The organism is Hymenobacter sp. HD11105 (assembly GCF_054051685.1).
This window is the reverse complement of sequence record NZ_JBSWBR010000003.1, coordinates 348,719-364,843: the sequence shown is the minus strand read 5'-3', so window position 1 is coordinate 364,843 and position 16,125 is coordinate 348,719. Positions and strand designations below refer to the sequence as shown.

Genomic DNA, 16,125 nt, shown 5'->3' with positions numbered 1-16,125 from the left:
CCCTACCTTCCTCGGGCAGCGGACTAACTTACCACAGCGGATTCTAAGTGGCAAATTCATCGATTAAGATGCTGTTTGGAGCGCTTCGCTTGCTTTCTACATAGGCTGATACTGGGCAAAATGAAAAGCAAGATTCCTAGGCTTACCCTAGCCGTGCGCAGAGTCTTGCCACCTTGGTGTGACATACACCCCTGTGGGCTACGAATATAAAAAAGCCCCCCAGCTTTTTCTGGGGGGCTTTTTTGCATCAATTAGCGAGGTCTAGTTGGCTTTGATCAGGCGGTAATGCTTGACTTTGGAACCCATACCTACGCTTAGGGTATATATGCCAGCGGGGAGTTGCTTGCCCAGGCTTATGGGCTTACCAGTAGGTGCATCATCTAGCGTCAGCACTTCTTTACCCAACATGTCATAAAGTTTCACGGGGTGTTTACCAGTTCCTTTTGCCTGGATTTGCAGCGTGAATTGATCGGTGAAGGGGTTGGGATAATACTGAACTTGATCGGTTGCGGAGCCTTCGTCGGCTAGTAGTGTAGCAACGCTAGGCTGCGCCGCGGCGGTGCTGCCATTGGCTACCCGGAAAGTAATAGTAGTAGCCGAGCCAGCACTGCCGTTGCCATTTGTTGCAAAGGGCGTAGCTGATAGGGTATAATTGCCGATCTGCGGCCGCCATGTATTATTGGTGATCAACGTAAAAGGGGCCGACCTATCACTGTTTGAGCGCTGCTCCGCGCCGGAGAGAGCAAAGTCTACGCGGCTCACGGTTGAAGGGCCGGGGTTGGCTCTGATGTTGAAATTAGAGCCCGTGGTCAGGTCGATAACGCCGCCCGCCGCGAGGGGTGATTCCTGCCCTGTGGTAACGTTTACGAGGGTAAAACTAGAGATTTGAGGCCCAGTCGGAGTTGGCGCCGGCGCCGAGTTAACGGTCACGTTTACTTCGTCGAAAGCACTCGCCCCAGCGTTGTCAGTTACAGTCAAGCGGAATGTATAGCTGCCCGCCACCATACCGCTGACGGACAGGTTTTGGGTGGCAGTGCCGCTGAGCGTAGCGGCCGGTCCGCTGGTCTTGGTCCAACTGTAACTGCTGATGGTTCCATCCGGGTCAGTGCCAGAGCCGTTCAGAGTCAGAGAGTTGGTCGGCAGGGTAATAGTTCTGTCAGCCCCAGCGTTAGCCGTGGGGGGCTGATTGGGAGTAGGAGTAGTGGACGAGCTCAGTATCTCGATGGCCGAGATTTTGGGGTTGTCGCGCCCACCAGCATTGAGCGAAGTCAAATTCACAGTCAACGTCCCGTCGCTGACGCTAACAGGAAAGGTTTCGATAATAGCTGCGTTGCCGCCTACCTTCTGGAAGATATCGTATGCAGTCAACACCGGAGTATTCTCCAGGGCCACATCGAACACGCGCTGGCCAGGGCCGGTAAACCAAACCTCAGCAAAGTGCAGCACCACCGTATACTGGCCGTTGGTGACGGGAAAGGCATAGGTGAGCGTGCCCGCGCCCCAGCGCTCGGACTGATAAATAGCAGGGTTGCTCGTGCCGCTAATTGGACTCGTAGAGGTGTACACGCCCCCGCCGCTAGATGAAACGTATTGATCGGCGGCAAAGGCCCCTACCGCTGGCCCACCCGCGTTGATGCGGTAGACTGCTGAGCCACCTGGTACGGTTCCGGGGTTCACTGTCACGGCGACATCATCGGAGGCAGTGGCTCCCGCGTTGTCGGTTACCGTGAAGCGAAACACGTAACTGCCGGCAATAAGCCCGCTCGCGGTTACATTGGGCGTTGTTGCTCCACTAAAGGTGGCCGTATTTGGTCCACTTACTTGCGTCCACCGATAGCCGCTAATGCTATTTTCTGGATCAGTGCCCGAGCCTACTAGCGCCACCGAATTGGTGGGCAGCGTAATGCTCTTGTCCGTGCCGGCGTTGGCTGTGGGGGGCTGATTGGTACTAGACGAGCCTAACACCTCGATGGCAGAGATTTTAGGGTTTTCGATATTGCCTGGGTTGAGGGAAGTGAGATTTACGTTCAACACCCCGTCGCTAACCGTGACGGGGAAGGTCTCGGTAGTAGCCGTATTAGCCCCTACTTTTTTGAATATATCATACATGGTCAGCACGCGTTGATTCTCCAGGGCCACGTCGAATACCCGCTGACCGGCGGCGGAAAAAGCAATTTCAGCGAAGTGCAGGACCACAGTGTACTGGCCATTGGTAACGGGGAAGGAATAGGCAATCTCCTTATTCCCCCAGCGTTCTGACTGGTAAATGGCGGGGTTGCTGGTGCCACTGATGGGGTTTGGCGAGGTATACACTCCTCCGCCGCTTGACGAAACGTACTGGTCGGCCGCAAAGACCCCTACCGCTGGCCCGCCCGCGTTGATGCGGTAGACTGCTGTATTTGTAGGAGGGGGCGGCGTAGAAGCGCAATCAGGATAAAGCGACACTTCTTTGGTTGTAGCCAAGCCCAAAGCATCCGTCACCTTTAGGGAAATGCGATAGAAGTAGGTTTCGGGCCCGCAGCCCAGTGGGGTAATCGTTGTCGAGGTTTCTGGATTGGTATCAACTGGTTCAGGGTGATTATGGTCGTCGTGGTGCAAAGTCGTTTGCCATTCATAACGCAGTTGGCCACCGCTGTGCTGCGGGTCTGTGACGGTCGACCTTAGAGGATAAGTTGTTTCCTTATCCATTGGGTATTTAGTGCCCTCGGCTGGGCTTGTGATAGTAACTACGGGAGGTGTATTATTAGCTGATATAACCAGGGAAGTCTGGCCGCTGAGCGAGTTATCCCGAACAGTGAGTGTGACAGTATAGTTTGTCGGATTGCCCGTTGCGTAGGTATGGGTGGGGTTAGCTAATGTGCTTGTTCCTCCATCGCCGAAATTCCACAGATATGTTACCGTACGGCCATCCGGATCATATGACGTATCTCCCGTAAATTGTACAGTAAGTGGACCAAGCCCGTAGGTCTTGTCCGCGGAGGCTTGGGCAATAGGGGCGCGATCCGGGGCGCGATAAAGTATCTTCCTGATGTCTGATGGATAGAAGCTAACATAGTAAAGCGAGCCATCAGTGGGGTGGGCTGCCATCGAAACGACAACCGCATTGTCATTTATAAAATCTTTGACTGCAAGAGGCTTGTTGGTACCATCTACGCTAAGCGTGCGAATGAACCCAGCCACATAGTCACCAAAAAAGCAGGTGTTTCGGTATTCTGCCGGATAGTTGTTCGAGGTGTAAAAGGCTCCTGCCACTGCTGCGTTACCCCCAAAGATTGAACCTGGAACCGGCGAAGCTGGATCATTCAAGTTGGTAGTTGTAGCGGTTTCGCCACTGAACGTGCCCGTTCGGGATGGGCCTCCATCATCGTGCCGCCAATCAATGGCCGGACGGCTGTGCATGAAGGTTCTAACACTAGAAGGAAGCGCTTGACCAGTACAGGGGTTAGGGTAGCTAGTAGTCCCGCTTGCTGTTTGTTGTCGAATTAGCTCTTGGAAGGATAAGTACTGCTGAGTACAGCCATTAGTGCCATATGCGGGATTAGGCGCATATCGATTGTAGGTAATATTGTTCCAGTAATTATCTTGTGTCGTTAAGCCCTCAAAGAGAGGCCAGCCAAAGTTCATTCCTGCATTAGTAGCTATATCAAGTTCCTCCCACAAAAAGAAACCTACATCACCGATATACAACACACCTGGTTTTCCATCGCTCGGATTGGTGCTGCCCGAGCCGGGCCTGAGGGTCATCCGAAACGGGTTGCGCAGGCCTAGTGCCCAGACCTTCGACTGGACGGAAGCCGAGTTGCCATTGTAATAAGGGTTGCTGGACAGTCCATTGCCAGTTTCCGGGTCGAGGCGAAGTACTTTGCCATTATAGCTTTCTAGCTGCTGAGCTCGGAGAGCGCCAACATTTTGCTCCGGGGGAATAATGCCGTCGGCTAACGCTTGGGTAAAATACGTATTGCTCGAGCTGCCGACATCAATACCATCATAACTAGCCCCGTCGCCAGTGGAAACCAATAGGGTTCCATCTGTACCAAATACTAGAGTGCCTGGTCCATGGCTTTGATGCAGCACCGGTACACCAGTTTGCCTTGTGGCCCCCAGCAACACTTTGCGGCTGGCAGGACTTACCGCATAGCCAGTCGTGGTTTTAGTGGCGGTATAGCGGGTTAGCCGGTTAATGGTTGCGCTGAGGTAATCGTCGGTCGTCGGACTGTAGTTGCTCGTACCGAAGTGCATCAGGTGATGCCGGTCGACGGTATAAAACAGGTAGAAATAGCCATTGGTATCAAACTGGGGATGTAGGGCAAAGCCGAGCAAGCCGAAGTCGCGCCAGCCGCCTACTTCCTCCCTGATATCAAGCAGCAGGCTGCGCTGCCCGTTTTCTACCACCCACACGCGGCCGGGCCTTTCCCACACGAACATCTGGGTGCCCGACCTATTGAATGTGATGCCCACGGCCTCATCCCAGCCTGCTGCCACGCTCACGGTGGAAAAGTTAGTGGGGGGCGTTTGGGCAAAAAGCTGCCAACAAGGCAAGCCAAGTAAAAGAAGTACGAGTAATAGTTTAGTTTTCATAAAATAGGTGTGTCTAATCGATAATCGAGCTGTTGACTGGCAACAGATAAGTGCGTTAAGCCGCTGCCTGCGGCCCCAAGAGCATAAGCGCTAGTAGCTCCTGCGCAGTCGCGCAAAGGGACTGGCATGGGCTGCTTCTGATGGACTGTTGTGCTGGAGAGTAGCAATCAGGGCGGTAAACGCGCACCGGATAGCGCCGATAGTAGGTCGTGAATCATGCTAATGCAGAGAGTGGGAGGTAGACTTAGCTAAGCAAAGCGGGCGCTGACAAGCGCGTCGTCTGGAAGCGGCTAGTCAGCAGAGCCGGGGGGCTTTTTCAGATGCGAATGCAGCGCGAAACGGCTGGCATTTCCTAGAGGGTCACAGAGAAGTTCGCTGGCGCTGGCCCGTCGGAGTAGCAAGTGGCGACGAGCCATGACTGAGAGCTGGGGGGCAAAATTCAGGTACTGTCGAGCAAGACGCTTCATCTTAATTTACAACAATAACCGCATAGTGGACAGGGAAAAATGTGTTGTCAGAACCAGTAGCAGGTGTAGGTGGCAAGCGTAGCTTTCGCCTGCTTGCCACCTATCCTGAGCGTGTCGCCGGGGCTTATTTTCCGACCGTAATCCGTACCATTTGCATGTGTGAGTCGGTTATCAATCGGGCGATATAAATGCCCTCTGGCAGCAGATGAACGTCTACCTCAAACTCATAGCGGCGGCCGGCTTGTGCGGTGCCATCGCCCAGCTTCCGGAGTAAGCTGCCCCGCATGTCATACAGATTCAGCGAGTAGCTTTCTTCCTTGGCCAGGCTGAAGCTCACGTGCGCCCTGTCCCTGTCCTGAACGGGATTGGGATACACCTGTAGCTCCTGCGTAGAGCCAGCCTCTGCCGCTGCCCCGGGCGCCACCGTACTCGTCAGGCTGACGGCACTCTTGGTTACCCGGAACATGTCTTTGCTGGTAACCGTACCAACCCCATTATAGACGGTTAGCCTGCTGTTGTTCCTCGTGCCCACGGGCACTCTTACTTTCAACGAAGTGCCCGTATTGGTATTGGGAACCACTGGAGCGCTGGCACCATCAAAGGTTACCTGCATCACACCCAGCAAGTTGGTGCCTATCACGGTTATTTCCGTGCCGATGGGCCCTGACGTGGGTGAGAACGAGGTAATAGTGGGGGCAAGCCTAATGGTCGAGACCGTAAAGATCTGTTCACTCACGATTGGGCCATTTGAGGTTAGCACCGTTATGCGGCCCGTGGTCGATCCAGCCGGAACATTCGTGGAAATAGTCGTGGTCTTCTGCTCAATATTATAATTATACGAGGACACCGTGGCTGGAACGCCGTTAGAGAACTCCACCCCAGTAGGCGCCTGGCCTAGGCCTAGGTTGAGTACTGTGATCGTGACTGCCGCGCCCACCGGCCCGGCAATAGGCGAGATGGACGTAATCGTGGGGGGCAAAGATTCGGCAGTTACTGTCAGGACAATGCTGGCACTCGTGGTGGCCTTACCATCGCTGGCTCTCACTGCGAAAGAATACGTGCCTAAGGCCTGCGTTGCACTAGGAGTCCAGGTGAACACACCCGTATTGGCGTCGATTAACGCTCCGCTCGGCGCAAATTCCAGCGAGAAGCTAATAGGGTCATTATCAGGGTCGGTGGCTACTGCGGTGAAGGTGTAGGGGTTAATCGCCGGAATAGAAGCCGATGCTGGCACTCCAGTAAGCACAGGTGCTCGATTGCCCCCGCTGACGTTTACCGTTACAGTGCTTAGGGTGCTCAGCGCTGGAAAACCATTGTCGGTAACTCTTATCGTCAATACAAACGGCGAGTTGTCCCCCGTGAGTGCTGACGATTTGGCAACCCGCAGATTGACCCCCGTCAAGCTAAATGCCCCATCCTTGTTGCCATCAATGATACTGTAGCTCAGCGATTGGCCAGCATCAGGATCGGAGGCAATCAGGACACCTACACGGGTGTTATTAGAAGAACCTGCCAGCACTGAGAAGGTCTGCTCAGCCATAGCCGGCGCTTCATTTACGTCCGTAATGGCGATAATGAAGTTTTTGTCAAAGAAGATAGCCGAATTGCTCGCATCAGTTGCTCGAACCAGAATCGAGTAAGCCTTCTTAGCCTCAAAATCAAACATATCGTTTGTCAGCAGCTGATTGCCCGTAATTTGGAAGGCAGCGTTATCAGCGCCCCCCAGGCCAGCTAGCAGAGAGTAAGTGTATGTTTGAGTGCCGGCTGAGGTGGTAGTGAAGCTGCCAACCACAGTTGCCATAGACTGATTTTCAGCTACACTAGTCTGACTTAGAGTGATATTCGTCGGAGCGGTACTCGTTACGGTGACAGAAACCGTTTCGGAGGCATCAGCTACTCCATCGGAAACCTTTACGACGAGGGCATAAGCCTGGGTACTAATCTGGGCTAAGGTTGGGGTCCAGCTGAATTCCCCGGTGGTGGCATCTATGGTAGCACCAGTAGGAACCGAGCCCACCAAACTGTAGGTCAGGATCTGGCCCGCATCGGGGTCAGTGCCCAGCGCCGTAAAGGTGAGCGTAGAGAGAGCATTCACCGTTTTTGGGCCAATCGTTGCCAAGACCGGAGCCCTATTCGCTGCACCCACCATGAGCGTGTAGTTGGCAGTTGCCGTACACTCTCCTTTGGTAGCTGTAACTGTGATGGACGCAGCAGTGACGGCGGCCGTAGGCGTACCGCTAATGCTGCCGGTAGCCTCGTTTATAGTCAGCCCAGTGGGCAGGCCAGTCGCCGAGAAGCTATACCCAGTGGGCGTGGTGCTAATCGTCTGGCTATAGGCTGAACCTACAGTGGCTGCTGTCAGCGTTGTACCCGTAGCTGGCGCGAAGGCCAGCGTGGGGCAGGTTGGAGCTGGGCTGTTAACCGTGACGGTAATGGTTTCCTCATCGGTAGCTGTGCCATCGGACACCACTACGCGGAATGTATGAGTACCAACCTGCGAAGTTGTAGGGGACCAGCTAAAGGCACCCGCAGGGCTAATGGTAGCGCCCGCTGGTACCGAGCCCGCAGGCGTAGAGCCATTGGCCGCCGTGCCTGCCAAGCTGAAAGTCAGGGTTTGACTTTCGGGGTCAGTAGCTGTAGCCGAGAAGCTTAGCAATGTCAGAGCAGTCACCGACTTAGGTCCAATGGAGGCCAGCACAGGTGCTTCATTCACATTGGTAACTGAGATGGCGAATACCTTCTCAAACGAATTGGCATCGTTACCATTCTCAGTTGCTCGCACCCGAATCGAATAGGACGTCTTCGTTTCGAAATCGAATACAGCATTCGTATTTAGGCTGCTGCCTGCAATAACGAACGCAGCATTATCTGTGGCTCCCTCGCCTGTTACTAGTGAGTAGGAGAAAGTTGCGGTTCCAGGAGCCGTTGCGCTAAGGCTTCCGACTACTGTGCCGCTTGGCTGATTCTCTGCCACACTCGTTTGGCTCAGGCTGATATCAGTAGGAGCGTTACTTAGTACAGTAACCGTAATTTCCTCACTATCAGAAGCTGATCCATCGGATACAACTACAGTGAACGTATGCGTACCAACCTGAGCCAGGGTGGGAGTCCAAGTAAAGACACCCGTCTGGGGGGCAATTGCAGCACCAGCGGGCACCGTGCCCGTCAGACTATACGTCAGTGTACTACCAGCATCATCGCTGGCACTGGCCGTAAAGGTGAGTAGTGTAGTCGCCGTGACTGACTTCGACCCGATGGACGCTAAAACAGGAGCTGCATTAGCGGCATTGACGGTAAGGGTGTAGCTGGCCGTGGCCGAGCAAGCGCCCTGGGTAGCCGTGACCGTCACAGCAACATTAGCCGCTGCTGCGGTGGGGGTGCCGCTAATAACACCGGTCGAGGCATCAATGCTTAAGCCAGCAGGCAAGCCTGTAGCTGAGAAGCTATACCCAGTGGGCGTGGTGCTAATCGTCTGGCTATAGACTGAGCCAACAGTGGCTGCTGTCAGCGTTGTGCCCGTAGCTGGCGCGAAGACCAGCGTAGCACACTCAGGGGTGGCACAAGCAATGCCGATAGCTTGCAGCGTGGGCGTAAGCCTGGGGGTGGTTGTGCTTAGATCAGCTCGGTACTGGATGTAGCGAGACGTACCGCCCACTGTTGCGCCGCTGCTGGCAACTGGGGTAAACTCTGTCCAGTTGCCATCGGGCGTGGCCGTATTACCCTGGCGCTGGAACAGTTGCAGTGAAGTGCCAGCGGGCAGGTCTGCTACCCAAGTAGCCTCTCTCCAGGTTTTGGCCGCTCCTCCATCGTAAATGCGTGAAGCAAAGCTGCCCGATGAGGGGTAGGACATAACCCGCACTTCATCTAGTTCCAGTGCAGGTGAACTTGCATTGTAGGCACTTGCCTGGAAGAGGAGGTTTTCAGAGACCGTAAAGTTGATAACTGCCTGCTGAACCCCATCTACATAGAAAGTGAAGTTAGTTGCATTCCAATCAATCCGGTACCGGTGGGGCTCATTTAATAGATTACCAGGCAGCTGGACACTAGCATTATCGCTAGTGCGAGCAAATACCCCTGTCGTTGAATTACCAGTGCCAATTACCGCCCATGGGGAGTTGAAGTCAAAATCCTTAGTGAATCCGATGTTCTGGAAGGAAGATGCCCTGAACGTAGCGACAAACTCAACAGAGCTTCCAGGGCCATAAGTGGCAGTAGTACCAATATGTGCTTGGCTGAGAGCTACTACGCCATTAGCGACCCTAGCCGACCCACTAGGGTCCCAAGTGGCTGTCTGCCATTCGCTGGTAGGAGGTGTGGCCGTGAAGTCTTGAAAGGCAGCAGGCTTGAGCTGCATCCCACCTGTGGGAAGGGCATATGTGCTTGCATCCAACGTACCCGCACTGAACTGACCCACCGTCTGGTCTTGGAAACACCCGGCTACCGATATGTTATTTATGGTAAGGGTGTAGCTGGCCGTAGCTGTGCAGGTGCCATTAGTGACCGTAACGGTTACTGCAGCATTAACCGCTGTCGTCGTAGGTGAGCCACTAATGACACCAGTAGTGGTGCTTATGGATAGCCCTGCAGGCAAGCCCGTAGCCGAGAAAGTATAACCGTTAGGAGAAGTACTGATCGTTTGATTATAAGCTGAACCTACAGTGCCCGCAGCTAAAGCTCCTGAAGCGGGTGTGAAGGCCACCGTAGGACAAGTAGGTGTTGCGCAGTCAATAGCCATACTTTGCAGTGTAGGCGTAGCTGTGCCTGCAGTGCTGCTCAGGTCGGCCCGGTACTGGATGTAGCGAGACGTGCCCCCCACCGTAGCGCCGCTGGCCGAGATAGGCGCGAAGGCCGTCCAAGTGTTATCGGGGGTAGCTGTATTGCCTTGGCGCTGGAACAGCTGGATCGACGTGCCCGTAGGCGTATCAGCCTGCCAAGTGGCTTCCTTCCAAGTCTTGGCTGTGCCGCCATCGTAGATGCGGGAAGCAAAGCTGCCCGATGAAGCATACGGCGTGACTCGTACTTGATCCATGCTTACGACGGCTCCACCGGCGTTGAAGTCACTGACTCCTACACGCATAGGAGTAGCTAGTGCTACGGAAGCGGTATGCACCAATGTGCCATCAACATAGAAGTCAATGCTCGCAGCTTTCCAATCGATGCGGTAAGTGTGAGCGGAGCCAATTAGGTCACCTGGCAGATTTATATCGGGTTGCTGAGCGCCATTATTATTAACGCGGGCTTTCAAGCCTGTTCCCGCATTGTTGCCGGTGCTGAACATGGCCCAGATGGGCGTGTTGTTGTACATGCCTCCATCATCGTTACCTGCTCCAAAGCCTACGTGCTGGAAGCCTTCGGCACCAAAAGTAGCGACGAACTCCAGGGAAGAGCCAGGGCTTAGGGTTGCGGTTTCGGGCTCCGTGTTAAAGCGGGCGCCATCGACTACCGCTTGGCCTCCGGCGAAGGTCGTAGTGCCACCAGTCCAGGAGAAGCTCTGCCACTCGGTAGTAGGAGGTGTGGTGGTGAAATCTTGCAGGACCGCAGGCTTGAGCTGCACGCCACCCGTGGTAGGCACATAGGTGCTCGTGCCCGTTGTGCCCGCACTGAACTCACTAACATTTTGGTCCACAAAACACCCGGCTATTGGTGCAGATGGTGCTGCTGGTGTAGTGAAACTTAGCGGCGCAGCTGAAGAAGTAGGCTCAGTAGTGCTGTTAGACTGTGCATCTACTGATACAACCCGATAATAATAAGTAGTCGAGGGCGCGAGCCCGCTAAGCGCAACGCTATGCGATGTAACCGCACCTGGATTTGTTGCATTCAGGCTTAGGGCTGCAGCATCGGTGCCATAAATTACTTTAGAATCTGATGCTTTATCAGTAGTCCATGTAATGGTAGCCGCTCCTGCGCTTGGTTGCGTTACGGATACCGCTGAAATTACTGGTGGTATATTCTCTGTAGGTGGCGTATCGGCAGAGTAACTAGCTATATAATTCCCATTGTTAGCGGGAAAGAAAGCATAGTCAATGCCTTTAATCTTCTCGGTGCGGAAAGTAACCGGCGAGCCATTTACCGTGAGGCTGGTCAAGCTCCCCACCGCGTCGGTCATTGGCAGCATGCCTTGCAGGTTGACAACGTTATTGTACAGCGTTACCGTGAAGTTGAGCTTGTTGTCCGTCCACGTCATCGCCCCGAAAGAGGAGTTGTTGCGCCCGTCCAGCCAGGTCAGCATCTGCTTGGCCGAAACCACCGGTACCTGCCGTTGCTGGGCTGCCGCAACAATGGCATTGGAGCCATCAATGCTCGTTTGCAGGAAGTCGGTGTGCATGTTGGCCGTAAACACCCCGTAGTACCCATTGGAGCCGAGGGCATTATCCAGCAGCGTATTGATGTGGTTGGAGTAGGTGATGTTCGACTCATCGGTGAGCTGGGTGGCTGCTTGGTACACATCGATGAGCGAGCCGTCTAGATCGGCGAAGCGCATGAGCATGCCTGAGCCCGTGAACATACCCGGCCGGTCCTGCACCCAGGCTCCAGGCCAGTAGTAGTAGTTCGCATCGAGGCGAATGCCATGCTCTAGCCCGATTTTAGGCTTGCTGGCCCAGTCGCTGTAAGAAATACAGTGTGTACGGTGCGTGATAGTAGGCGCGATGCTGGTGTATTTGGCCGCCATCTGCGCGAGCTGGTCGTTAAAGAACCCGCGCAGCGTAGTTGGCGTCCATACTTGACACTCAGTGTTCAGGTGTAAGCCAATTTCAAAGCCCTGGGCCTCGTAGGCCGCGGCTTGGGCGTTGGTGAGGGGTGTATTGGGGTAAATGTAGGAGGTGCCCCGAATAGCCGTCCAGTTTGCTACGGCCTCAGCCGTATTGGCCGAGCTTTGCGAGATGTACTGGTTGAAGCGGCTGATGGTGCCGCCAGTACCGTGGTCGTCGCCGGTCATGATAACGGCCGCTTTCAGCCCTCGAGGCAGATACCAGAAGCGGGGGAGGGGCTTTTTGCTGCCCTGAATCATGATGTTGGCCAGCAGGCGCTGCTGTTCGTCGGCCTGCGGAATGGCTACCTTGCTCAGGTCTACCCAATCCGGGAAAAACATATCATCCGAGCGAATAGGGCCGCTTTGACCGTCGCGCTTCTGCCCAGCCCAGGCGGGGTTGCCCTGACGGGTATATACGATTGAGCGGGCCAAATCATAGGTAAACGCCACGGCTTTGCCGCCATTGGTGCCCACGATGCGCTGCGTAACGGCTGGATTGGAAGTAGCAGTACCTGCTGCCGAGTACAGCGTGGCCAAGCTGGTTGTGCCATTGTTCAGCGTGTACAGGTCGGCGGCGCTATGAAACTGTATCGTTTGGTTGACGATGCCGACGCCGGGGCCACTGGTTGTGTTTACGAGTAGATATTTATCCAGAAGCGTGCTGTTGACGGGCGTAATGCCTAACAAGGGCGCCAACTGGGCATCCGGCCGCAAGGCAATAAGAGTACCACCGGCCGTTACCCAGTTTGTCAGCAGCGTCACGTCGGAGGCCTGTAGTGTTATGTGGCCGAGCACAATTACGTCGTAGCTGCTTAGCTGGCTGCCGTTGGCGCGTACTTCCGTTATGTCTTTGGCCGCGAACTCATTGAAACCCTCAGCCCGCAGAATTTCCACTGGGAACCGGCTAAATGGATTGCTTGTCGAGCTAATAACCAGAATTGGTCCGCCGGGGCCTTCATTGGGCGAGGGCAACGCCACGGGGGGCGTAGCAGGCGCATTCTGGGTAGTGAAAGTGGAAGTGTAGGTAGCCGCCAGCGCATTGTCGGCCGCATCCTTGATGCGTGGGTCCGAGTTGCCGCCCCGTACAGATATCGTGTAGGTGGTGGCATAACTCAATGAAGCTGTTGGGTCAAGCGTTGCCGTGCGGGTGTTGGCGTCGTAGGTCACGCTGGCCGCTACGGATGAGCTGCCATTGAGCAGCTGCACCGTAGTGCTCGTTACCGTGGCGGGATTAAGGGCCTCATCAAACGCAATGCTAATATTGCCCCCCACCGCTACGCCAGCTGCATTGCCGGCGGGCGTGGTCGAGACGACCGTGGGCGGACTTGTATCCGGGCCTACCTCGTTAGCGAATACGACATCGACGAAGTAGTTGCTCGATTGGAAGTTCTGAGTGGGAAAGCCAGGACTAGGGGTGTAGGCGTAAACACCGTTGGTGCCGTCTTCGCCGTTGGCCAGGCCGCGTAGGGGCCCGTTTATTACGGTTTGAGCAAAGCCACTATTGTCGGCTGAATAATGGCCGGCACTGCTGTGATACGAGATAATGTAGGTAGTGCCCGCCGTAATAGCCACGGGATTGCCAAAAGCAACCTGCTGCCAGCCGCTAGCGGATTCATTGATAAAAGTGGCGCTGGCCAGCAAGGTGCCCGTGCTACTGTACAGTTGCCCAGTGTGGGTGCCGATATTGCCGGTCTGCTTATAAAACCGAGTGCCCGTGATGAAGCCATTAGTCGTGGCCCGGAACTTCATGCCTAGCTGAATAGCTTGGTTGCCATCGTTTTCTAAGGTGCCCGTGGGGGTAGTAGTGGGCTGGAAGACAGTGCAGGGGCAGGTCGGGGGGGCAATTTCTGAAATGGTAACGCTCACCGTGACGGGTGCGCCCATGTTGCCGGAGTCGTCGAAGGCGCGGCTCCGGATAGTGGCCGGACCCTGGGTAGTGGGTGTCCAGGCATAGGTCCAGTTGGTGGTGCCGGTAGCCCGCTGCCAGCTAGTGCCGCCATCGGTGGAGACTTCCACACCAGCTACAACGTTTGCATCCGAAGCAGTACCTGAAATCGTAATAGGCTGACCGCCGGGAAGCGTGGCGCCAGCAGTAGGGGAGGTTATAGCTACGGTGGGAGCTTGTGTATCAGTGGAGGCTGTGGCTGCTACCAAGGTGCCTTCTAGGGTAGCGGGCTGCACGCCCATATCCGCAAACAGGTTAACGGTAGCCTGCTTCATGTCGCGGCTGGCGGGGGCACTGCCCCGGTCGTGGTTGCTGTCGAGGCCCCACGACCATTGCACGGTGCCCGCGCCGAATACCAGTGCGCCACTGTTATGCCGATACAGAGAAAGGTGGTGAATTTTGCCCCCCAGCTCGGTGCGAGAGAGGATAATGCGGCCGGCGGGGTAGGTGCTGCGGAACGCTTCCTGCTCGGGGTTCCACTCGTAGCCGATGGTGCCATCGGTGAAGGTGGCCGTGGCGTTGCTGCCCAAGGTAGCAACGCTGGTATTGCGCCAGAAGCGCAGGTCTTTGTAAGCAGCGGGTACTTGCAGAGGCCCGCTTGATTCGGTCCAGCTGATTTGGCCGGTTAATTCGTTTTCGGGTAGGCAAGCTCCGCCGTTGGGGAAGTTGCAGCCACCGCGCCACAAGCCCGTCCATTCTGGAGAGGGGTCGCACTTGCCCGTACAAACGTTCTCGCCCTGGGCGCCCTCTTTGTAGCACACCAGCGTGCGGTGCGACTGTGCGCCGCTGCTTTCCCAGCGCACCTTCCAGTACACTTCATTACCGCTAAAAAAAGCCAAGTGCTTGCCGGCGTTGCGGGCTGCCGTTACGTTATCCCGCATGGCTTTCGACCAGTACTCATCATGCCCCACCGACATAAACACCTTGTGGTTGGAAATCAGATTGCCGAGCCGGTCAGTGTCGACGTTGGTAGTGTAGGTTACATTGTAGCCGTTGGCTTCGAGCCAGCGGATCATGGGGTACTCGGCGTTGAAAAGCCAGTCTTCATCGGGGCCGCCACCGCCGCCACCGCTGCGCGTGAGGAAAGGACGGTTGTAGCTTACTTTTGAGGCCTTGCCGCCGGCACCCGTGTACAGGCTTTTGCCGTTGCCATTATCACCGTACACATTGTAGGCCTGCCAGGTAGCATCTGCGGTCTGAAAAAGCAGGTCAGAGGAGCTGGCATCGTCCCGCACGATGAACACGATGTGGCTGGCGCCCCCGGTATCAGTGCGCGTTAGCTTGGCGATGTACACCCCCGAAACAGCGTCAGCCGGAATAGGCCAGTGTGCCGATTCGGCCCAGTTGCCGCAATCCACCAGGCCGGTTTCGGTTTCGGTGTTGCAGTTAACCTGGGTTTGGGGCAAGGTGGCGGTAACTGTGCCCGTGCCTTGCAGCCGCGCCCCGTTGCCCTGATAGTATCCTAAGCGGTAAATGTCTATTCGATAGGCGCTTGCATTAGTCTTTATTTTGAAACGAGCCGTCTGGCCCTTATTGTAGCTGATGTCCGTCGCAAAACCCTGAATGGACAAGTCGCCTGCTTGCGAAATCTGCCATTGAGAAGCTGGATTACCGGCTTTGCTGTTCTCAACAACTATTGGGTTTTGTGCCCAAGCAGGTGAGCACAAAGTCAGTAGCAGGAAGACGATGGGTGCCTTAGCAAACATCGTCAAATAGCGGCTGCAGCGCTGTAGCGCTTGCTTCTGGAGGGGGAAATGCGAGGTTAATAGCCGAAAAATGGAAAACCGAAAGGCATGATAGAATGCCGAGTCCTTTAAAACATGCGTAGAGTTTTTCATGGGTAAAAGGAATAGATGGTTGCAATAGGGTACAGGCTACCCCTCGGGTAGGGCACAAGAGGTCACCCTGCCCAGTTTTCAGGGCATTAAGGATGGTGTTGAATGGAAGAAGCTGAGGAGCGAATCGTGACGAGGAACTGCGCCAGATTCGAATGTTAGCACAGGTAAAGACAGAAGCTTACCTAGCTGAAAAGAAACTATTTTGTAGATCTACACATACTGACCAGCTTAGTTACGAATTGAAATATATGCACAAAAATCATAACTAATCTAATGTTCAGCTTGGTATTTGTTGAATTATTTTTATAATTATTTGAATAAGCTTTCACTGTATCAGCTCTATTCATATAAAAATCGTATTACGTTGTAACCTACCAATAAACTACTGCGTTAGCGTCGAGCTTATTACAGAAATACTAAAACAGTCGAGCTTAAACTTGCTTAAATATGCTAAGCAAAATTTTATCGTTAACTATTAAAAAAGCCTGTATAAGCGTATTTTATTATATTTATTTAATAGAATATATAACAACATTTCCTAAGTGA

The 16,125-nt window shown here is 54.6% G+C and carries 2 protein-coding genes; both read right to left on the bottom strand.

The window, feature by feature from the left end; all coding sequences use genetic code 11:
- Window positions 1-261: 261 nt before the first annotated feature.
- Complete coding sequence (locus ACW9KT_RS12085; RefSeq protein ID WP_457080689.1) at window positions 262-4,578, bottom strand: malectin domain-containing carbohydrate-binding protein; 4,317 nt, start codon at window positions 4,576-4,578, stop codon at window positions 262-264.
- A gap of 591 nt (window positions 4,579-5,169) precedes the next feature.
- Window positions 5,170-15,579, bottom strand: coding sequence for a N,N-dimethylformamidase beta subunit family domain-containing protein (locus ACW9KT_RS12080; RefSeq protein ID WP_457080687.1), 10,410 nt, complete (start codon window positions 15,577-15,579; stop codon window positions 5,170-5,172).
- Window positions 15,580-16,125 lie beyond the last annotated feature (546 nt).